Here is a 20,671-nt window from a genome sequence, read left to right as displayed (position 1 = left end):
AGAGACAAAATCTATTGAAATAATTGCATGCAATTAAATCGACCATTTGGTTGGTTTCGTCAATTTTTCCGGTTCCTCATGTTCTTGAACTTTCTCGCGTAGAATGGCCAGCGACATTAAATCGCGGATAAAATCGCTCGACATCAGAATGTCCTCCCGCCCTAATCCTTTGGCTAAATGAGAATCCTTTTTTTCAACCTGATTCGCCAGGAACATTTTTTCGATCATGTTTTCAAAAGGAACGTCATCACCGGATAAGCTTCTTTCCATACAGGTATTCTGCAATCCTGAATATGGCATATCTTTTATCGCGGATATCGGTATCAAAGAAGCCGCCCTTTGTTAAGCGGTTGAGTGCTTTGCTGAATCCAATGGCGTTAGATTTGAGTTTATACTTACCATAATCAACATCCCATGGCAATAGCAGGTAATTTGGACGGTTATATGCATTTTCGACAACAAGCTTCTTGCCATCTTTAAAAACGAAAGTTACACTCCGCCTAACCGTTGTGGTACTCCAATAACTATCCTCCTGTGAAAACACAGTGCCAATCAGGGCATGTGGAATACCATACAGTGAATCTGCAACCTGCTTATAATATTCGAAGTCGGTATTTTCTGCGAGAAATGTGTAAACGGTTTCCCCAATTCGGTAATCGTCCAAGCCCTTTTTTCTGATCTTTATGGCCTGCTTATCGATATATTGTTTGAAATTGCTGATATCCTGGTGCGTGATATTCAGATCTTGCAGGCTCAGCTGATCAGGCTTTGTTTCAGTGATTAGCTTCGCAAGTGCATGGATCTCAGACTCCTCAATCGACGTAGCCAGGTTATTCAAGAAAGTACCGCCTGATGCCTGAGTGTCCAGTATGAACCGGTTTCCTTTCCGTACAAAAGACCGGATTGACTTGTCATGATGATAACAGCCGGTGTTGTCCCGCTCTAACCGGAATTCTATTACCGGCGTTGTCTTTAGATCAATCATATTCGGCGGAAGATGTGTAGCAGAAACAGCGTTTTTCAATGGATCCAGTTCATAAAACTGGTTGTAGCTATCATCGGAAATCAATAGTTTTCCATTCACCGAAGTTGCATTTGTGACATGAAAATCCAGCACCATTAGTCTATACCATTGTTGTCTTGTTGCATCGTATTTCAAAACATCTCTACCGGCAAATCCGTATTCCTGGCCATTCATACTGATCTGCAATTCAGGCTTAGGGATTTTACTATCGGCCCTAAGCAACTCAGATGCCCTGAAATCAGACGGACTGATTTGATATAATTCTTCAGCGGTCAGCAGTATAAGCTCGTTCCCTTTTACAGTACTGGCATAAACAGGAAAACGTACTTTTTTTTCCGATGTCCAGATACAGGAAAAATTTGAATCATATAGCTTAATGCGACCGTCGCGGCATAAAGTATATAGATTTCCTGACGAAGTGACTTCGAAGTTCTGAACCTCCGGCAGATACTCCCAGTTAATTTCGGAAGTCTTACTTACAAAGGTTTTACCTTCCTGATCAATGATATAATAGTCATCATTGATCCTGATTTTTCTGATGTCCGGACGGTTTTTGGTTGAAACGCGTGTATACCTCTTCTGCGTCAGAGGAGTTGGAATCTTTGTCCAACTGGAGCAATTATCAGTCGTCAGATACAGCGTGTTCCAGAGTGACCCAAAGAGTCCGGTTTTGCCATCGTCTCTAAAATACACTGATGTGATCCTTAAATTGCCGGTCTTTTCAATTTTATCAAACGTTTGCCAAGTCTTACCTGAATCATTTGTGTAATAGATGTATTGCGAGCTCCCCGTCATCCAGGCTTTGCCATCCTTACCAACATAAGCGCCATCGAGCCAGCTGTCCTTTCCGAAAGGTACTTTTTCCCATGTCTTTCCATAATCTTTCGTCCTGAAAATAAAGTCTGTTTTCCCGTCAGCCTGCAAAAATCCAGACAGCATCATCGTGCTGTCAGCGAAAAAGCTGATGCGTTCGTAGTGTCTAGACGCTTCAAAATCCCCCGAACTGATAGGGTTTTCCCGCCAGAGCTGATCGCCTTCAGACCGGTAATAGACCTTTCCTGTTGCCGTAGCAAGCCAGATATCACCCCGTGGCGAAACACCCGGTTCGCCTACAAGCCCGCTTATAGACAGTCTGCCAAGATAGGGATCCTGACCAAGGCATGGTTTAACAACAGATGAAAGAATAATAAGATATATAATTAAGCGCATGCTGCAATGATGCACATTCTGCGGGGATTCCACAAACAGGTCAAAAGCACCTCTCTCTCGCCCGTTTAGCCAGCAAAGCGATATCTTTCACCGTGACAATATTTTTCTCGTAGTCCCTATCCGCGGCTTCGATCATTGCCTGTGCCACCTGCGCCATTGTCTTCATCGTCTGAGGAGGGAAAAAACCGGCAAGTGGGTACACCCACGAAAACCACTTACAGAACTATACAAGTCCTGCTGCCGTTTTACGCGTTGCATAAACCCGGCCTGAAAGCATAAACGCTATTGGATTGCAAACAGCCATCATCGCCCTTCAGCATCTGATCTTTTTAAGGCAGTTGCAAAAAATCGCCAACCATGTATGCTTCCAGCTCAGGGTGTGACAGATTCAGCGGCTTACGGCTCACATTTAAAACGCTGCTCACACACGGGTTATTGAGGCATTCGAGCAGGACACCCTCAGCCACCATCCCGGTCGCCCCTGTAATGATGATATTCGTAAGGTTTTTAGCACTTCAAACATACCTTAAATTTGTAAATCCAACATTCGCAGCCATTTTATAGGGAAACCATCGCTCACCGCGTATGGCTGGAGCAGTCCCGCTCTCCGCTTTACTCCGCCCCGCTTCGTGTTCGCTCCGATCGGGTTTAGAAACGCAGGCCTCCGGGCAAAACCATCGGGGCCTGCTGCGCCATGCATGGTCCGCTAACCGGTTCAGTTGCCCTGCCAGATAAACCTGATGGACGTGGCGGCCCCGAGGAACGAGGGCCAGAACAGACAGCAGGGCGACCGTTAAGCATGGCAGGATCCCTGCTTTTCAAGACAATATGCAACCGTAGCCTGCCTATCATCCTTTATTATCTGTTAAAATTGTGACCTGTCGCACTTGCGGGTTCATCAGCTATTTATCGTAGTTTCGTCTTAAGTCGATAACTTCTTAAATATCATGTCAGCGTCTGAGGAAATTCTGGATCTTATTCCGGTAGTGTGTTTCAAGTTAAATGAAAGGAACGAAGTGACTTTTATCAATCAGGCTGCGCTGGTTTATTTCGGCCGCACGCGGGATGCATGTTTAAATAGTCAGCTTGCCGATATTTTTCCTGAGCCGGAAGCCATCGAGGCAATGACCGGTATCAATGCAGCAGTCAAAAAGCGGAAGCCTGAAAGGTTGGAATACACGTCTGATCTTACAAAGCACCGCATGCAGGTAACCGTTGCGCCCGCACAAGACGGTACGGTCGTCACGATCATTGATACGCTTGAAACCCCGGTCGGCGAAAAACCGGAACGTGATGAGGCCGTGTACCGTACACTGTTTAACAGTATGGACGAAGGTTTTTGTATCATCGAAAAACTTACCGGCCATCCCGGCGCTCCTCTCGACTTCAGATACATCGATATTAACCCCGCTTTTGAACGTCATACTGGTCTGAAAAACGTCGTTGGCAAAACGATTCTGCAGGTAGTGCCTGATATCGAAGCGGTGATTCTAGACTATTATGACCATACCACAGAAACGGGCGAGCCGCAGCAGTTTGTAGAATATCTGGCGGGGCTGGACATGTGGCTGGACGCAAGCGTAATTCCGCTGCCCCAAAAAAACCGCATCGCCGTTCTGTTCAGCAACATCAGCGCGCGGAAAAAAGCTGAAATAGCGCTCGAAGAAACAAAATCGCGGCTTTCTGTTATTCTTGAAGTTTTACCTGTAGGAATTGGTTTCACCGACATCACCGGGAAACTGATTTTCCAGAACCGGGAGATGTGGTATTACATGCCTACCGGACTTATCCCATCGCAGGATCAGGCACGTGCGCACCGCTGGTGGTCATGGAATCCCGACGGAACGCTTACAGAGCCAGAAAATTATCCGGGCGCAAAGGCCCTGCGCGGCGAGCATGTTGTTCCGGGCATGGAAATGCTCTATATGGATGATACCGGTCAGAAAAAATGGATCCAGATTGCTGCAGTCCCGGTAAAGGACCAGAACGAGCAGGTAACCGGGCATGTTTGTTTCATTACTGATATCGATTCGTCAAAACGCGCATCGATCGCTTTGCACCGGTCTGAGGAGCAGTTCAGAACGCTCGTAAAGGCCAGTTCGAACATGATCTACAGAATGAGTGCCGACTGGAAATCCATGTTCAGTATTGACGGGAGATCCATGCCTGCACTCACCGGGCATGCGGCCGAAGACTGGATTAAAAAATATATACCGCCCGGCGATAGACTTGTGCTCCGTAAGAAGGTCAACGAAGCCATCCGTTCGAAAAGCATTCTGGAGCTGGAACATCGTTTTTATCAGCCAGATGGCACGGCCGGTTGGCTGTATTCGAGGGCTGTGCCTGTATTGGATGAAAAAGGCAACATCCAGGAATGGCTGGCCGCAGGCACAGACATTACACTGCGTAAGCAGGCAGAAGAGGCGCTTCGGGAATCTGAAGAAAAATACAGGTCGCTTTTTAATGCCATCGACGAGGCTTTTGTCGTCCTTGAACTGATGCAAACTGCCGACGGTCAACAGGCCGGTATACGAATCCTGGAGACGAACCCGAGTTACGACCGTATGATGCGGCAGCCGGGCGCACATCCCGAACGCACAGCGAAAGAGATTTTCAAGACGCTGGGTGCCTGGTGGACCGGGAAATTTGCTGAAGTAATTGAAACCGGTGAAAGCCGCCGGTACACCAAACATTTCGCCGAGTCTGACGCCTGGTATGATATCTTTATGATGCGCATGGGAACAGAAAAAAACCGGCGGATAGCGCTTGTTTTTAACGATATCACGGAGCGTAAACGTGCTGAAGAGCGGCAGGCATACCTACTGAAACTGAGTGATACGCTGCGCCCGCTGTCTGATACGCAGGCAATCCATGCTACGGTTACGCATATGGCGCTTGATTATTTCCAGGCAGACAGATGTTATTATGCCGAGATACGAAATGGCGAAGCGATTATCAGACAGGATGCGTCTGTAGGCGGACTGCCTGATTTGAAGGGCAAATATCTGCTGGCTGATACGCCCATTTTCGACCATGTGGTTCAGGCCGGCAGACCCTTTATCATCTCAAATGTTAGAACAAATGACCTGGTTGATGAAAGGCTGAGAAGGCTATACGTTAATCTCCAGATCATCTCCTTTATTGATATTCCGATCATAAAAAATGGTCAGGCCACCGGAGTTTTGTGTATCGTGCAGACAAGGGAGCGCCATTGGAACCATCATGAAGTCGAAGTTGCCAAAGAGATAGCAGAACGCAGCTGGGCGGCGGTTGAACGTGCTCAGGCCGAAGAGGCGCTGCGCAAACATGAGTCGCAATACCGCCATCGGCTGGAACGGGAAGTAAGCGAAAGGACAAACGAGCTAAGGCTAACAAAAGACTTTCTTCAAGGCACGCTGAACAGCAATCCGCAGATGATACAGGTCTTCAAAGCACTTAGAAACGAACAGAACGAAATTATCGATTTTGTCTGGGTACTTAATAACGCTGCTTCCAGCCAATCATATGGAAACGTAATTGGCCGGAGGCTGCTCGAGGTGACGCCCGGCGTTGTTAAAGAGGGGATATTTGACAAATTTGTCGAAGTGGTTGAATCCGGCAGACCGCTGCAGTACGAGGTGCAATACCGGCATGAATGGTTTAACGGCTGGTTCCATCAGTCTGTTGTTAAACTGGACGATGGCGTTGCCACCAACACAACGAACATTACTGAACGTAAAAACGCCGAAATTGCCCTCAGGGAAAGCAGTGCCATGCTGCGAACAATTTATGATACTACACTGATCGGAATGTCGGTCTTTGAGCCGGTTCGGGATACTCAGAACAGGATCGTCGACTTCAGGATCCTGATTGTAAACAGAAAGATCGAGAGAACCTGGGGCAGGACTGATATGGTAGGGAAACTGTATTGTGAAATCTTTCCTGGTATAAAGGAGATTGGTCTTTTTGACCTGATGGTTGAGACGATCGAAACCGGTATGTCGGGGAAAATGGATTATCGTTATAATTTCTCGGGATTTGACCGCTGGTATTCTACGATGCTGGTGCGGGGCGATGAAATTCTTGTCATCACAAACCTCGACATCACCGAACGGGTAAATGCAGAAGATGAGCGGTTACGAAATTATCTCCTGCTTCGCGAGTCTGAGAAGCTGGCGCAGAGCGGCAGCTGGGATCTTGACCTGCAAAGTGGCAAGCTAAGCTGGTCTGATGGTATGTACCGCTTGTTTCACCAGGAAAAGGGCGCAGAAGTCAGGACGCATATCTATATCGATTACGCTACCCCTGCAAGTATAGCGGTCGCCAAACGCATTGTTGCACATCTCCGCGCAGGCAACCGTGAGTTTGAGGAAACCCTGCAGATTCATGCCGGCGGGCTCCTGAAAACAATACAGATCAAAGCCACGGTGATCAGGAATGAAAGCGGCCAACCCGTTCGTATTCTTGGAGTCGATCTTGATATCACGGCCATGCAGGAGGCAGAGCGCCGGCTCAGGTACATGGAAGACCGCCAGCATCAGGAGTTGTTCCAGGTATCGCTGAATGCTCAGGAAGAGGAACGCCGCCGGATCTCTGAAAGCCTGCATAATGGCGTTGGCCAAACGCTGTACGGCACGCGGCTGGCACTGAATAACCTCAATCTTGACATGGCGCGGGGAAATCCTGAAAAATTTGATGAATACAAAGCCTATACGGCCGATTTGCTGACAGAATCGATTCGTGAGATCAGGCGCATATCGCACGAACTCATGCCTATGGTGCTGGCAGAATTTGGCCTGGCTGCCGCAGTGCGGGAAGTATGCGACCAGTTGCAGGGCGACACCCGGTTTGACTGTCGTGTGTCTATCGGTACAGCGCGTATGGATAGTTATATTGAACTGGCCGTTTTCCGCACCGTGCAGGAATTAATGGTAAATGTTGTCAAACACGCACAAGCCACCTATGCACGCGTACGAATCCGGGTAAACGCAATCCAGGTAACCATCAGCGTAAAAGACAATGGCATGGGCATTTGCCGGGACCGCCAGTCAAAACCAGGTATCGGCCTGTCATCTATACGGAACAAAACAGACCTCCTGAAAGGAAAAATAACAATTCAATCTGAACCCGGGCAGGGTACAGCCGTCGAAGTCCGGCTGCCGATGCCGGTGATGACTAAATAAAGTAAAGCTCAATGATCAAACTTTTATTAGTTGAGGACAATAAGTTCGTAAGAAATATCACAGCCGATCTGATCGAAACGCACGGCGAATTTGCAGTTGCTGCACAGGCTGATAACGGACTATCTGCTTTGGCATTATTGGAAAATGGCCTTGAGCCGGATATTGTACTCGCTGATCTGAACATGGCCGGGATGGATGGCATCGAGCTGACTCAGAAACTATCTGCCCGGTTTCCCGACATTAAAGTCATCATTCTAACTATGCACGCAAAAACGACCTTTTTAAATAAGGCTATATCTTCAGGGGTGCGCGGTTACCTGTTAAAAAATGGTGATATGAACGAAGTTTACGATGCAATCAGAAGGGTTTACAGGGGCGAATTTGTAGTTGGAACGGATGTGAAGGAAGGGTGTGGGAAGTACTAAGCACTCAGCATTAAGTATTGCTTTGCAGTAAAATTAAATCTGCACCTTATTGCCAATCGTCCAGTCAGGGACCGGATGGCTGGTAGGTGGGAATGCAGTCCTTCCATGTCATGTTAACGCGATCAGAGCGTGTTTTTTAGTCGGGAAGGTCGCTGCCGCCTACCGTGCAGAATGAAGCCCTACCCTGTTGCCTTCTGTATCTGTAAACATGGCGAAATAACCCATCTCCGCACTGATTTCAGTTTTGGTCATAATTACCTTGCCTCCATGAGCTTCAACCTTATCAAGTGCCGGCTGCAAGTCCTCACCTGCATTGAGGTAAATAACCGCCCCCGATGCTGAAGCTTCGTAGCCGGTTCCGCACGCAAGCACAACACTTACATTTTCACCGCCGCCACCGAGAATGCCCATCTTAACCCCGTCCATTTCTGTCTCGTCTACAGATACATTCAAAATTTTTTTATAAAAATTCACCGCTCTGGAAAAGTCGGTAACCGGAATTTCTACAATTGATACCAGGTCTTTCATCTCTTTTTGGTTTTGGTTTACGGGCTGATCGGTCGCAACGGCAGGATCGCGGGATGCGGTTTGATTGGTACAGCTGACCACATGTATTGCGGCACAAATCAGCACCAGGTTTACAAGAATTTTCATAGTTCTTTTGAAACAAGGGTAAAGATATAACAGCAAACACCCTTTGAATTGTACAGATGCGACAGCTAAGGATCTTTATAGAAAAGTGAAGATAGTGCCATCAAATCGCTGTCCAAAAACTGCCGGGGGCTTGTACCGGTGAATTCCCTGAAATCACGGATGAAATGTGCCTGATCATAATAAGCGGCCTCATAGGCAATTTTTGTCAAACTGTCTTCGGGGCCATTCAGCAAAAGTTTGAGCGCAGCCTGGAGCCTGATCACCCTTCCCAGAACTTTCGGACTCAAGCCGATCTGTTTACGAAACTTCCGTTCCAGCTGCCGCCGTCTGGCCATATCGCCACCCAGAATAGTATGTATAGGAGCATTTCCGTTTGATGCGGCAAGCGCGTCGAACGTAGACTTCACAATCACATCAATCGTTGTTTGCTTACTCAGCCTCTCCATCAAAAACTTTTCTATGATTTCAATGCGCCCTGCTGTATTTACTGCGCAACGTATCTGCCGGTTCAGTTCAACCGCTTCATCAGGAAAAAGTAAATCCACAGGAGTTTCTGTATCCGCTAATCTGCTGAGTGGAAAATCGATGAAATTTGCGAACCCGAGGGGATAGAACCGGACTGCAAATGTCTGGACCTCCCCCACCGGTTCAATAAAAAACGGCTCGGTAATTTGCCCTAAAACCATTGAACGGGGTTGAAGATGGTATTTATCTTCCGTTGTAAACCGTCTGACGTCATCGGCGAGTATAAAAGCCATTTCGATACAGCCATCAGGAACGATGCGCTGTCGTGTTTGTTGAGCTGAAGCCGGAACTTCTAATGTCCAGTAACACTTTACGAGCGGCGCGAGTTCGGGATGTGGCAGAAATGTCTGGTAGTTCATGACTGGCCCGCAAATTAATACAAACTGTCAGAAAATCAATAACAGCATTCGAAGGCCGGCTTGCAGCGAACAGGGGCTCATTTTGATTGACATGGATTCCGGCGAAGCCGAGAGATTTGTCTAGTCTTCGAAGAGCCCCATCTGCGGCCCGGTCTGAGTATTGTTGTTCTGATCTTTGTTACGGGCATTGTTCAGCTTCTTATCAACCTGCCAGCCTTCAAGAAGTCGCTCGGGTACCGGCTGCAAGGCAGTAAGGCGCTGTTCCTTGCTCAGACTTACATCCAGCCAGGTTGAAGCCTGTTTCTGCGACAATACACATGGCATACGGTCATGAATACGGCTCAGAAACTGATTTGCAGGTTGCATGATCATCGTGGCACTGACGAGTACAATACCGGTTCCGGGGTCTTTCCAGGTATCCCATAATCCGGCGAGCAATAAGACATCACCGTCTACCCGTTTGAAAAAATATGGTTGACTTGGCGTTTCCCGTTTGTCAAATTCATAAAAACCATCAATGACGAAAACGCAATGACGCCTGCCAACCAGATCCCGGTAAATGGGTGCGACCTGCATCCGCTCGATCCTGGCATAGGTCGTAGTAAATTTTGGCTTCTCAGCGGCACCGTTTGGAATAAGTCCCCACTTCACATCGTGCAGTTTTCCCGGTCTGGCGTCAAGAATTACCGGCATATCCGTGCCCGGCGGCCGGTTGCTGTCATTTTCGACGGTTCCGGTACCAAGTTCGACCCCTGCTTTTTTTGCGAGGGCTTTTCGCTCGCCTATGAAAGTTCTTCCACACATATCTACTTATTTTACTGTCACAATATCTTCCCAGCGGGTCGTATAATGACGGGTCAAAAAATTCTGCTTCATCTTCCAGGATGTGTCACTGCCCTCACTGGCCATACGCAATGTGCCACGACCAAAACTGGCATTGATCCTGTCAACTGCCGATGAAAGCCGGCTGTATTTCGGCCTCACCTGGGTAAAGAGGTTAAGCTGCACCTCAGACTCCGGAATAAGTCCTGTAGCAACAATGCCAGCTTTCCTGTATCTCATGCCCGGCTGAAAAAGCATTCGCGTAACGCGCACCACGACCGGTACAATGCCGTGAGCATCATTACATGGAATGGCCATCTGATGCGTATGCACGGGAAAATGTTGCGGCTGATCGGACCGGTGCCTGCTGGTAAGCAGAAAAATTTCCAGCTTGCGGCAGCAAAGCCGCTGCTCGCGTAATTTCTCGGCCAGTCGCCAGGCATAATTGCTTACAGCCTGACAAAGCAATTCAGCTTCTGTAATGTAAGCAGAAAACGACCTGCTGATAGACACCACCTTTGCCGACATTGCCCTTAGTTGCAGATCAAAGGCAGGCCTGCCCCATAATTCGTGGTACATGCGCTGTCCCTGAACGCTCATCTGCTGTTTAAAAAACAGCTCGGGCAGTTCGCGTAACTGTAGTGCGGTAGTTATTCCCATTGCAGCCAGCCGGTTGTAGTAACCTGTGCCAATTCCCCAAAGGTCTTCGATCGGGAAATCTGCCAGCGCCATGCGTATCTGCTGATCATTGGTAAGCACTTTTATGCCGCCATTTTTTTTTGCAAGCCGGTTTGCCACCTTTGCAAGTGTTTTATTTGGCCCCATACCAATCGAGACGGGTATCCCGGTGCATTTCAGCACATCGGCGGCAACCATAACCGCATAACCCGAAGGATCGGCAATTCCATCATCAAGCCGGGCAAAGGCCTCGTCAATGCTATAGACATCGAAAAGATGAAAGTGGCTGGCCAGAATTTTCATCACGCGATCTGAAAGATCACCATAAAGTGCATAATTGCTCGACAACACGCGTACCTGGTGGCGGTGCAAAAGTCCGCGGATCTTAAATTCAGGATCGCCCATGCAAATACCCAGCAACTTCGCTTCCTCGCTGCGTGCAATGACACAACTGTCGTTGTTAGAAAGAACCACAACGGGCTGTCCGAGCAACTCAGGACGAAAAACCCGCTCGGCCGCAACATAAAAATTATTACAGTCACAAAGCGCAAACACCGGCAAGCCCTCCTTTCTGCAGAACATGAGGCAGCAGGCGGCGACAGGCAGCAGTTACCACACCCCATATCTCATTTCCCTGTACAGCTATCAGATCTTCGTCTGCAGCAAGATAGTATGATCCATCGCGAAGAATCAGCGTACGGCATACAAAATCTTTATCAACAACAGCAATGACCAGGCAGCCATGTAAAGCATTTGCAGAGCGGTCAACCACCAGGATATCCTGGTCATAAATGCCCCGCTGCACCAGGGCGTCGCCCGTCATTCGAAAATAGAATGTGGCCTGCGGATTTGTGACCAGCCACGTTGCAATTTCCAGCCGCGGTTCCAGATAGTCTTCTGCAGGTGAGGAAAATCCCGAAGCCCGCTGTACATCAAAAATTTTTCCGTCCATACACCCCTCTTTCTATCACAAATGTAATACTAATATTTTTAGTATTTCGTTAAACCTTCTAGGTTTCGCAAACCTAGAAGGTTTAAAACGGCGAATTTTGTTATTTTTCCGATCCAAATGAAACCAACTCCTCCTGCACCGGCCATTTCCGGTAAACAACACTTTCTTATTTTAGATGGCCTTCGCGGCGTCGCTGCACTTGCAGTTGTGATCTTTCACTTTATGGAAATCGCCGTTCCGGATTATAAAAACAGCTTTATCGCGCATGCTTATCTGGCCGTCGACTTCTTTTTTTGCCTCTCTGGTTTTGTGATGGCTTATGCATACGACGAAAAACTGCGCGCTATCGGAACCTGGAACTTTTTAAAGCTAAGGCTCATCCGACTGCATCCGCTGGTCATTGTAGGCTCAATTATCGGTTTGCTGCTTTTTGTAGCTGATCCATTTAGTAATCTGGCCGCAAAATATTCGTCTCAGCTGGCTGCTCTGTTTGTAACGTCTTGTCTGATGATCCCCTATCCACTCGTGCGTGAGCGATATTTCAATTTGTTTCACCTCAATCCGCCTACCTGGTCCTTATTCTGGGAATATATAGCCAACATCGTGTATGCGCTGATTTTGGTCAGAGCTGGAAAAAAAATCTTATGGCCACTGCTGATATTTGCTGCCGGGGGCATTATCTATGAGGCAAACCGCTCGGGCTTTCTGGGCGTTGGCTTTGGCGGCGATAACATTTCCGGCGGAGCCGTCAGGGTAGCCTACTCCTTCCTGGCAGGCATTTTGGTTTACCGGTCAAAATGGGTTATCAAAACCAGGCTGGGCTTTCTGCCACTGGCTTTTCTGACCGCAGCTGTGTTTCTGGTGCCATTCAATGAAAAAACAAATCCTATAGTCGATTCGTTGCTTGTTATTTTCTTTCTTCCGCTGCTCGTCTCGCTCGGCGCAGGTGCCGTGTTGCGGCCCATGTTCGAAAAAACCTGCCGCATTTCGGGTGATATTTCCTATCCGTTATACATGATTCATTACCCCTTTATATGGCTGTTTATGAGTTTTGTAGAACAATTCAAACCTACGTTAACACAGATGGCGTGGATAACCGCTGGTGGCACCATCTTCCTGCTGGCTTTCGCCTACCTCATCCTGGTCCTGGTCGATTTGCCCATTCGGAAATATCTCAGGTCGCTGGTCAAACTGTAATTCAGATCGCATCGCAGCGGAAGTTCAGGCCTTTTTTGCCTCAAAAAACTTAGCTTTGCGCTGCAATGATCGAAATCTATACAGACGGAGCAGCGAGCGGCAATCCGGGTCCGGGCGGCTGGGGAACGATTCTTTGTTCAGGAAAACACTATAAAGAACTCAGTGGTGGCTTTCGCCTTACTACCAACAACCGCATGGAGCTCCTCGCCGTTATTGAAGGTCTGTTAGCGCTGAAAAATCCGGGACAGCAGGTTATGGTTTTTTCCGATTCAAAATACGTTGTTGACGCGGTTGAGAAAAAATGGCTTTTCGGCTGGGTGACCAAAGGTTTTGCCGGGAAAAAGAATAAAGACCTTTGGCTGCGTTTCCTGGCCTTGTATAAACAGCATCAGGTTCGTTTTACCTGGATTAAAGGACATAATGCACACCCCGAAAATGAACGCTGCGACCGGATGGCTGTTGCGGCTTATCAAAATCCGGCAAACCTGAAGATCGACACGGTATTCGAAGCAGAACAGCAGTCAAAACTATACTAGCCGACAGAACGGCGATTGGGTCTCAATCGAGCCCACCGATGATATTCAGATCGCGCAGCTTATCTTCGGCGGCCTGGCTGTCGGCTTGTGCGCCGTACAGCTGCATCAGCTCTTCGGCTTTAGCCACCATATCGGCAGAGCCAAGAAAGATCGGACAGCGTTGATGCAGTTCTGCCGGCTCTATCTCCAGGATACGGTTCCGACCGTCTGAAGCTTTACCACCGGCCTGCTCCACGATGAAGGCCATCGGATTACATTCGTATAAAAGGCGCAGCTTTCCATTTGGCGATGAGGCCGTTGTGGGGTAAATATAAATACCACCTTTGATGAGGTTACGGTGCACATCAGCCACCATAGAACCAATGTAACGTGAGGTATAGGGCCGGCGGCTTTCCACATCTTCAACCTGACAGTACTTGATATACTTCTTTACACCGGTCGGGAAATGAACATAATTCCCCTCATTGATCGAATAGATAGTACCATGAGCGGGAATTTTCATTTCCGGATGCGATAAACAAAACTCTCCTATCGATGGGTCCAGCGTAAAACCATTTACACCTTTCCCGGTAGTATAAACCAGCATGGTGCTCGAACCGTAAATCACATAACCCGCCGCTACCTGCGCAGTTCCTTTCTGAAGCACGTCATCCATCACAGCCTTGCCCTCGGTACTTTTTCTGCGGTAGATGGAAAATATCGTACCCACCGCTACATTACAGTCGATATTCGAAGAGCCGTCAAGCGGATCAATACACACAATGTATTTGGCGTTATGCGAAACTGCCGAGTCAATATAGATGATATCATCGTTCTCCTCTGATGCAACAATACAACATTCACCCCCGCTGCTAAGGGCTGAAATGAACTGTTCGTTTGCGTAAACATCGAGTTTTTTCTGGCTTTCGCCCTGTATGTTTGTGGTTCCGATATCACCGAGTATATCAACAAGGCCGGCCTTGTTCACCTCGCGGTTTACAATTTTTGCCGCGATGCCAATATCGCGCAGCAACCGGGACAGCTCGCCTTTTGCATAAGGAAAATCGGCCTGCTTTTCAATAATGAACTGGCCCAGCGTTTTTACTCCACAACTCATACTTAGTGTATATTTTACGTTATCTTTTTACTAATTCGATGACGGCTAAGTTATGGATATTTTCTTCAGAAACACAAAATCGTATCAAGGTTCTGATCTTGTGCCAGCCCGATTTACCCGCTGCTCCGGGGTTAATATGCAGACATTTGATCTTCTCATCAAACATCACCTTTAAAATATGCGAATGTCCGGTAATAAATAATTTTGGCGGCTTAGTGTATATATCTGGCTTTACCTGCGGAGCGTACCTCCCCGGATAACCACCTATATGCGTCATCCAGACCTCGACCATTTCACAGCTAAATCGATTATGTTCAGGAAAGTCAGACCGGATCTCTTTTCCATCAATATTACCCCAAACGCCGCGAAGCGGTTTAAAGTCTGCGAGGGGGCCCGCTACGTTTTCACCAAAATCGCCGGCGTGCCAGATCTCATCGCAGGTTTCGAAATGTTTAAATACTGCGGGATCAAGATAACCATGGGTATCTGATATCAGTCCGATCGTTTTCATATGGCAAATATAGGTGGTACAAAGCGCCGGGCGGAAGTTAATTACAGCGCCAGCAGGAAGTCGGCAAGCAGGAGTCTGTACGCCGCGCTGTAACGCTGATGCTCTTCATAAATATGCAAAACATCCGTCTGAAGCGACTGTTGCTGGTGACTAAAAACCAGGATTTTTCTGATGACCGGCCGGGTGTCGTCTGACTGCACAGCAATTTCCCGCACGGCGTTCAGGCCGGCCTGCGCGGCAGCAGCTTTCACGTGAAGTGCCTGTTGCGCGGGAATAATCAGCCAGAAAAGACCGTCAGGGTTCAAAAGCTTGCCTACGCTAATGAAAAGACTTTCGAAAAATTCAGGCTCGGCGTGCCGGGCAAGCTGTTTCCGCGCATCGGGGTTTTTAAGATCGTTACTGAAATAGGGCGGGTTTGATACGACGAGGTCAAAAGGTTCTGCTTCGAAACTGCGAATATCCGCATGATGCACGATCATTCGTTCAGAGAAAGCCGAGACAGAAAAATTCAGTGCTGCGCGTTCGGCAGCCGCAGCATCAACCTCAACTGCTTCGACCCGGCTGTTCCCATATCTTTGCGCCATCATTAGCGCGATTACACCGGTACCGGTTCCCACATCGAGGATACGTTTCGCATCATCGGCTGCAGCCATAGCACCCAACAATACGCCATCGGTGTTGATTTTCATCGCACAGCCTGCCTGGTCAACAGCAAATTGCTTAAACCGGAAAAGCGTATTTTTATTGCTCATAAATCTCGAGCGGAAGCTGGTCAGGATCGGCAAAAAACGTGAACGACCTGCCTGTAAACTCATCAACACGAACGGGTTCGGTTTCAATCCCTTTTTCTGCAAGCTGCCTGATCGTAGCGGCCAGGTCTGTAACGGCAAAAGCCAGGTGCCGCAATCCGCATGCTTCGGGTCTCGAAGGGCGAGCCGGCGATGAGGGAAAAGAAAACAATTCAATCTGATACTGACCGTTTACCGCAAGGTCGAGTTTGTACGACTGGCGTTCGGCACGATAATACTCGCCCAGCACTTCAAAGCCCAGTTTATTTACGTAAAAATCCTTTGAACGCTCATAGTCTGAGCAGATCAGGGCCACATGATGGATCTTATTAAACATGGCTTTTTCAGAGTTTAAAAAGCCGCAAAAGGGCTAAATTAAGTACCAGCGAAATTAACAAAAAACCAATAAAAACCCGATCACAGCGGTCCCTTTTTTTGAAATTTTAGCTTAACTTTGCGACTTGAAAATCCAAGCATGATTCACTTCTTTTTAAGCCAGTCTGGATCGGTGTTCGCCGTTCAGACAGGAAAGGACTTATCCCCTGCCGATATCACAAAATTAGAATGGCTTTTTGGCGATGCCAGGCTACAGCAAACCAGCGAACTGAGTGGCTTTTTTGTGGGGCCCAGAGCTGCAATGATTACGCCGTGGAGTACCAATGCTGTAGAAATTACACAGAATATGGATATGCAGGGCATTATCCGCATAGAAGCTTTCCAAAAAGTAGAAGCAGACTTTGCCGGTTATGATCCCATGCTTTCGCAGAAATATGAAGGACTGAACCAGGATGTTTTCACAATCAGCATTCAGCCCGAGCCCATTCTGGAAATTACCGATATTGCCGGATATAATAAGCAGGAAGGTCTTTCACTGAGTGACGAAGAGGTAGCCTATCTTGAATCGCTGGCAGAGCGGCTCGGCCGGCCGCTTACCGACTCGGAAGTTTTCGGCTTTTCGCAAGTCAATTCCGAACACTGCCGCCATAAGATCTTCAACGGCAAATTTGTAATCGATGGTATCGAGCAGGAAACTTCACTTTTCAAACTGATCAGAAAAACGTCTGAAACCAATCCAAATGAGATTGTTTCAGCTTACAAGGATAACGTCGCCTTTATCAAAGGACCGGTTGTGCAGCAATTCGCGCCAAAACGTGCAGATGAGCCTGATTATTACCAGACCTCAGAATTTGAATCGGTCATATCCCTCAAGGCTGAAACGCACAATTTCCCAACTACAGTAGAGCCCTTTAATGGTGCGGCCACAGGTTCTGGCGGAGAGATTCGTGACAGGCTGGCCGGTGGCCAGGGATCACTTCCGCTTGCTGGCACTGCCATTTATATGACTGCACTTTCGCGCCTGGAATCAGACAGGAGCTGGGAAAGCGCCATGGAAGAGCGTCAATGGCTTTACCAGACGCCGGTCGATATTCTCATCAAAGCTTCAAACGGCGCTACAGATTTTGGCAATAAGTTCGGTCAGCCGCTCATTACAGGATCTGTACTTACATTTGAACATGATGAAGCCAGCGATGAGCTTGACACGCCGGCCAGAAAACTCGGTTTCGATAAAGTGATTATGCTGGCTGGCGGTATCGGCTACGGAAAAGCGTCGCAGGCGCAGAAAAAGAAACCGGCAACCGGCGACCAGATCGTTATTCTTGGTGGCGAAAATTACCGGATCGGCATGGGCGGTGCCGCGGTATCTTCTGCTGACACCGGTGCGCATGGCTCAGGCATAGAGCTCAATGCCATTCAGCGATCCAATCCTGAAATGCAAAAACGCGCAGCCAACGCTGTCAGAGCGATGGTTGAAAGCGAAACTAATGATATTATCTCTATCCACGATCATGGCGCAGGCGGGCACCTGAACTGTCTTTCAGAATTGGTGGAAGAAACCGGCGGTAAGATCGATCTTGACAAGTTACCAGTTGGCGACCCTACCCTTTCTGCCAAAGAGATTATCGGAAATGAATCTCAGGAGCGGATGGGCTTGGTTATCGGCAAAGATAGTCTGGAAAGATTACAAAAAATAGCCGACCGCGAGCGCTCGCCGATGTACACTGTAGGTACGGTTACCGGCGATAACCGCTTTACTTTTGAATCGGCAACTACCGGTATCAAACCGATGGACCTCGAGTTGAAAGACATGTTCGGAAGTTCTCCGAAAATGATCATGGAAGACCATTCGGTGAACAGATCTTACAAAGGAGTAAGCTATGACGCTTCTAAACTCTATGAATACCTGCAAAAGGTGCTTCAGCTGGAAGCCGTCGCATCGAAAGACTGGCTGACCAACAAAGTTGACCGCTGTGTGGGTGGTCGCGTAGCGAAACAACAATGTGCAGGTCCATTGCAGCTGCCGCTCAATAACTGCGGAGTGATGGCACTTGACTTCCAGGGCATTGAAGGTATTGCGACTTCTGTAGGCCATGCACCCGTAGCTGCGCTGATTGACCCTGCCGCCGGCAGCCGGGCAGCCATTGCAGAATCGCTTTCAAACATTGTCTGGGCACCGCTGAAAGACGGGCTCAGGAGCGTATCGCTTTCAGCAAACTGGATGTGGGCTTGTAAAAATGAGGGCGAAGACGCAAGGCTGTATAACGCCGTTCAGGCCTGTTCACAATTCGCTATAGACCTTGGCATCAATATTCCGACAGGAAAAGATTCCCTGTCTATGAAACAAAAATACAAGGATGGCGATGTCATTGCTCCGGGAACGGTTATTATCTCCGCCGCCGGAAACTGCAGCAACCTGCGCCAGGTCGTCGAACCCGTACTGCAGAAAGATGGTGGCGACATTTATTATATAAACCTTTCAGCTGACGCTTATAAGTTAGGCGGCTCATCATTTGCGCAGGTTCTAAACCGGATTGGCAACGAAGCACCGGATGTTACCGATGCAGCACAGTTTGCAAAGACCTTCGACGTATTGCAGCAGCTTATCAAAGCCGGACATATCCAGGCGGGACACGATGTAGGCAGTGGCGGTCTGATCACCACCTTACTTGAGATGTGTTTTGCAGACCGTGATCTGGGTGCCAGCCTTGACCTGACAGCGCTTGGCGAGCGCGACAGCATCAAATTACTGTTTTCAGAAAACATAGCTGTCGTATTCCAGGCTGCTGATGCTGCTGTCTCTGTACTGGAAGAAAATCAAATCCCTTTCAGAAAAATCGGGTCCGTAACACCATCGCCGGTCCTCAACCTGAAAAACAACAATGAATCTTATACATTTGATATAGACGAACTTCGCGACGTCTGGTTCAAAACTTCGTATCTGCTTGACCGTAAACAGAGCGGACCGGTAAAAGCAAAAGAGCGTTTTGACAACTACAAACACCAGGTGTTAAAATATAGTTTCCCTGAGCATTTTGACGGACGCAAACCGGTCATCGATCCGGCGAAGGCCCGGCCGAAAGCCGCAGTGATCCGCGAAAAAGGGAGCAACTCTGAACGGGAACTTGCTAACGCGATGTACACCGCCGGTTTTGATGTGAAAGATGTACACATGACCGACCTGATCAGTGGTCGCGAAACGCTTGAAGATATTCAGTTTATCGGTGCAGTCGGCGGCTTCTCAAATTCAGATGTACTTGGATCTGCCAAAGGCTGGGCGGGCGCCTTTTTATACAATGAAACAGCCAGGCTTACGCTTGAGAAATTTTTCAAACGCAAAGACACACTTTCTGTAGGCGTTTGTAACGGCTGCCAGTTATTTGTTGAGCTGGGACTGATCAATCCCGATCATGAAGAAAAGCCAAAAATGCTTCATAATGAAAGCGGCAAACACGAGAGCATTTTCACCTCGTTAACCATTGCTGAAAATAACTCGGTCATGCTTTCTTCCCTCGCGGGAAGCACGCTTGGTGTCTGGGTTTCCCATGGCGAAGGACGTTTCCAACTGCCTTACGAAGAAACGCAGTACAACATTGTGGCCAAGTACGCATATGAGGCTTATCCTGCCAGTCCGAACGGCTCCGCGTTCAACACTGCTATGCTTTGCGATCCGACCGGCCGTCACCTGGTGATGATGCCACACATCGAACGTTCAGCATTGCAGTGGCAATGGGCTAATTACCCGAAAGGCAGACAGGACGAGGTATCACCCTGGATGGAAGCCTTCGTGAATGCCCGGAAATGGGTTGAACAAAATTCTTAGGGAGATATGAGATGTGAGATATGAGATGTGAGAGCCCCTCAAACGCCCTTTAAAACTGCCGAGGGGTTTTGCACCCAGTCTCAAATCTCAGGACTCAAATCTCAAGACGTAGATAGATGTGAGATATGAGATGTGAGAGCCCCTCAAACGCCGTTTGAGACCGCCGAGGGGTTTTGCGCCCAGTCTCAGGACTCATATCTCATATCTCAAATCTTCAGGAATTGCCCTGTCTGAATACGAACTACGAATACCTATATACTATTCAAGGACTCAAATCTCATATCTTGAGAAATCCATTGCCTTTATTTTAGGTCGTTATCCCCCACGGGTCATTCAGAGCGTAGCGAAGAATCTGACTTGTGATCCCGAGTCAGATCCTTCCGCCGCTCCGCTCTGTCTGGATGACCTGTAAGAGGGGCTCTCCACGAATGGCGGCCGAGGGGTTTTGCGCCTGTCATGTCCTAAAAAAAGTAGACACTTTTATTGTTGTTGTTAGATCTGTTGGAATGTGGGAAACTCGGAGAGTTTTCCATATTTCAACAGTTTTCTTTTTTTGCTTCTTTTTTTCTTTTGA

At 48.1% G+C, this 20,671-nt stretch carries 16 protein-coding genes; 5 read left to right on the top strand and 11 right to left on the bottom strand.

What is annotated here, in order from left to right:
- Positions 1–33 precede the first annotated feature (33 nt).
- Both EJV45_RS08395 and EJV45_RS08390 read right to left on the bottom strand, forming a co-directional pair.
- Positions 34–270 (bottom strand): hypothetical protein, encoded by a 237-nt coding sequence (locus EJV45_RS08395; protein WP_129715232.1) that lies wholly within the window; start codon positions 268–270, stop codon positions 34–36.
- On the bottom strand, positions 248–2,233 hold the full coding sequence (locus tag EJV45_RS08390) for a hypothetical protein (RefSeq protein ID WP_129715231.1): 1,986 nt from the start codon (positions 2,231–2,233) through the stop codon (positions 248–250). The genes EJV45_RS08395 and EJV45_RS08390 overlap by 23 nt, the downstream gene beginning before the upstream one ends.
- Before the next feature lie 947 nt (positions 2,234–3,180).
- Between EJV45_RS08390 and EJV45_RS08385 the strand changes: the two genes are divergently transcribed.
- Both EJV45_RS08385 and EJV45_RS08380 read left to right on the top strand, forming a co-directional pair.
- On the top strand, positions 3,181–7,395 hold the full coding sequence (locus EJV45_RS08385) for a PAS domain-containing protein (RefSeq protein ID WP_129715230.1): 4,215 nt from the start codon (positions 3,181–3,183) through the stop codon (positions 7,393–7,395).
- An 11-nt stretch (positions 7,396–7,406) separates the two neighbouring features.
- A complete protein-coding gene (locus EJV45_RS08380) occupies positions 7,407–7,820 on the top strand; it encodes a response regulator transcription factor (RefSeq protein ID WP_129715229.1) in 414 nt (137 codons plus the stop codon).
- Positions 7,821–7,979: 159 nt separating this feature from the next.
- Here the strand turns inward: EJV45_RS08380 and EJV45_RS08375 are convergent, their stop codons facing one another.
- The 5 genes from EJV45_RS08375 to EJV45_RS08355 all read right to left on the bottom strand — a co-directional run bounded on the left by EJV45_RS08375 (position 7,980) and on the right by EJV45_RS08355 (position 11,810).
- On the bottom strand, positions 7,980–8,474 hold the full coding sequence (locus EJV45_RS08375) for a VOC family protein (RefSeq protein ID WP_129715228.1): 495 nt from the start codon (positions 8,472–8,474) through the stop codon (positions 7,980–7,982).
- A gap of 65 nt (positions 8,475–8,539) precedes the next feature.
- Positions 8,540–9,358, bottom strand: coding sequence for a helix-turn-helix domain-containing protein (locus tag EJV45_RS08370; protein WP_129715227.1), 819 nt, complete (start codon positions 9,356–9,358; stop codon positions 8,540–8,542).
- A 120-nt stretch (positions 9,359–9,478) separates the two neighbouring features.
- Positions 9,479–10,162 carry an SOS response-associated peptidase gene (locus tag EJV45_RS08365; RefSeq protein WP_129715226.1) on the bottom strand — a complete coding sequence of 228 codons (684 nt, stop codon included), beginning with the start codon at positions 10,160–10,162 and terminating at the stop codon, positions 9,479–9,481.
- A 6-nt stretch (positions 10,163–10,168) separates the two neighbouring features.
- On the bottom strand, positions 10,169–11,440 hold the full coding sequence (locus EJV45_RS08360; RefSeq protein WP_129715225.1) for a Y-family DNA polymerase: 1,272 nt from the start codon (positions 11,438–11,440) through the stop codon (positions 10,169–10,171).
- Positions 11,397–11,810 (bottom strand): LexA family transcriptional regulator, encoded by a 414-nt coding sequence (locus EJV45_RS08355; RefSeq protein ID WP_129715224.1) that lies wholly within the window; start codon positions 11,808–11,810, stop codon positions 11,397–11,399. The genes EJV45_RS08360 and EJV45_RS08355 overlap by 44 nt, the downstream gene beginning before the upstream one ends.
- A gap of 117 nt (positions 11,811–11,927) precedes the next feature.
- Between EJV45_RS08355 and EJV45_RS08350 the strand changes: the two genes are divergently transcribed.
- Together EJV45_RS08350 and rnhA are read left to right on the top strand one after the other, a co-directional pair.
- Entirely contained in the window at positions 11,928–13,007 is a 1,080-nt protein-coding gene (locus EJV45_RS08350; RefSeq protein ID WP_129715223.1) for an acyltransferase, read from the top strand.
- Between the two features lie 65 nt (positions 13,008–13,072).
- Positions 13,073–13,543, top strand: a complete 471-nt coding sequence (gene rnhA, locus EJV45_RS08345; protein WP_129715222.1) for a ribonuclease HI — start codon at positions 13,073–13,075, stop codon at positions 13,541–13,543.
- A gap of 22 nt (positions 13,544–13,565) precedes the next feature.
- Here the strand turns inward: rnhA and fbp are convergent, their stop codons facing one another.
- From fbp to EJV45_RS08325, 4 genes are read right to left on the bottom strand one after another with little or no spacing between them, the layout of a single operon-like run.
- Positions 13,566–14,639: a class 1 fructose-bisphosphatase gene (fbp, locus tag EJV45_RS08340; protein WP_129715221.1), complete on the bottom strand. Its 1,074-nt coding sequence runs from the start codon at positions 14,637–14,639 to the stop codon at positions 13,566–13,568.
- 19 nt (positions 14,640–14,658) lie between these two features.
- Positions 14,659–15,150: a metallophosphoesterase gene (locus tag EJV45_RS08335; protein ID WP_129715220.1), complete on the bottom strand. Its 492-nt coding sequence runs from the start codon at positions 15,148–15,150 to the stop codon at positions 14,659–14,661.
- A 41-nt stretch (positions 15,151–15,191) separates the two neighbouring features.
- Positions 15,192–15,902, bottom strand: a complete 711-nt coding sequence (locus tag EJV45_RS08330) for a tRNA1(Val) (adenine(37)-N6)-methyltransferase (RefSeq protein WP_129715219.1) — start codon at positions 15,900–15,902, stop codon at positions 15,192–15,194.
- The gene (locus EJV45_RS08325; RefSeq protein ID WP_129715218.1) at positions 15,892–16,275 is read right to left on the bottom strand and encodes a VOC family protein; all 384 of its coding nucleotides are present in this window, start codon (positions 16,273–16,275) and stop codon (positions 15,892–15,894) included. The genes EJV45_RS08330 and EJV45_RS08325 overlap by 11 nt, the downstream gene beginning before the upstream one ends.
- Before the next feature lie 138 nt (positions 16,276–16,413).
- On the opposite strand from EJV45_RS08325, the gene purL reads away from it, so the two are divergent.
- Positions 16,414–20,097: a phosphoribosylformylglycinamidine synthase gene (purL, locus tag EJV45_RS08320; protein WP_129715217.1), complete on the top strand. Its 3,684-nt coding sequence runs from the start codon at positions 16,414–16,416 to the stop codon at positions 20,095–20,097.
- Positions 20,098–20,671 lie beyond the last annotated feature (574 nt).

This window comes from Pedobacter sp. SYP-B3415 (assembly GCF_004138205.1).
In the GTDB taxonomy this organism is placed as follows: Bacteria; Bacteroidota; Bacteroidia; order Sphingobacteriales; family Sphingobacteriaceae; genus Pedobacter.
Note: the sequence above shows the minus strand (reverse complement) of the source record. Positions and strands in the feature narration are given on the sequence as shown.

Bases quoted from the DNA above. Each gene is read 5' to 3' on its own strand.
- EJV45_RS08395 (WP_129715232.1), bottom strand. From the start codon at position 270: ATGGAAAGAAGCTTATCCGGTGATGACGTTCCTTTTGAAAACATGATC.
- EJV45_RS08390 (WP_129715231.1), bottom strand. From the start codon at position 2,233: ATGCGCTTAATTATATATCTTATTATTCTTTCATCTGTTGTTAAACCA.
- EJV45_RS08385 (WP_129715230.1), top strand. From the start codon at position 3,181: ATGTCAGCGTCTGAGGAAATTCTGGATCTTATTCCGGTAGTGTGTTTC.
- EJV45_RS08380 (WP_129715229.1), top strand. From the start codon at position 7,407: ATGATCAAACTTTTATTAGTTGAGGACAATAAGTTCGTAAGAAATATC.
- EJV45_RS08375 (WP_129715228.1), bottom strand. From the start codon at position 8,474: ATGAAAATTCTTGTAAACCTGGTGCTGATTTGTGCCGCAATACATGTG.
- EJV45_RS08370 (WP_129715227.1), bottom strand. From the start codon at position 9,358: ATGAACTACCAGACATTTCTGCCACATCCCGAACTCGCGCCGCTCGTA.
- EJV45_RS08365 (WP_129715226.1), bottom strand. From the start codon at position 10,162: ATGTGTGGAAGAACTTTCATAGGCGAGCGAAAAGCCCTCGCAAAAAAA.
- EJV45_RS08360 (WP_129715225.1), bottom strand. From the start codon at position 11,440: ATGTTCTGCAGAAAGGAGGGCTTGCCGGTGTTTGCGCTTTGTGACTGT.
- EJV45_RS08355 (WP_129715224.1), bottom strand. From the start codon at position 11,810: ATGGACGGAAAAATTTTTGATGTACAGCGGGCTTCGGGATTTTCCTCA.
- EJV45_RS08350 (WP_129715223.1), top strand. From the start codon at position 11,928: ATGAAACCAACTCCTCCTGCACCGGCCATTTCCGGTAAACAACACTTT.
- rnhA (WP_129715222.1), top strand. From the start codon at position 13,073: ATGATCGAAATCTATACAGACGGAGCAGCGAGCGGCAATCCGGGTCCG.
- fbp (WP_129715221.1), bottom strand. From the start codon at position 14,639: ATGAGTTGTGGAGTAAAAACGCTGGGCCAGTTCATTATTGAAAAGCAG.
- EJV45_RS08335 (WP_129715220.1), bottom strand. From the start codon at position 15,150: ATGAAAACGATCGGACTGATATCAGATACCCATGGTTATCTTGATCCC.
- EJV45_RS08330 (WP_129715219.1), bottom strand. From the start codon at position 15,902: ATGAGCAATAAAAATACGCTTTTCCGGTTTAAGCAATTTGCTGTTGAC.
- EJV45_RS08325 (WP_129715218.1), bottom strand. From the start codon at position 16,275: ATGTTTAATAAGATCCATCATGTGGCCCTGATCTGCTCAGACTATGAG.
- purL (WP_129715217.1), top strand. From the start codon at position 16,414: ATGATTCACTTCTTTTTAAGCCAGTCTGGATCGGTGTTCGCCGTTCAG.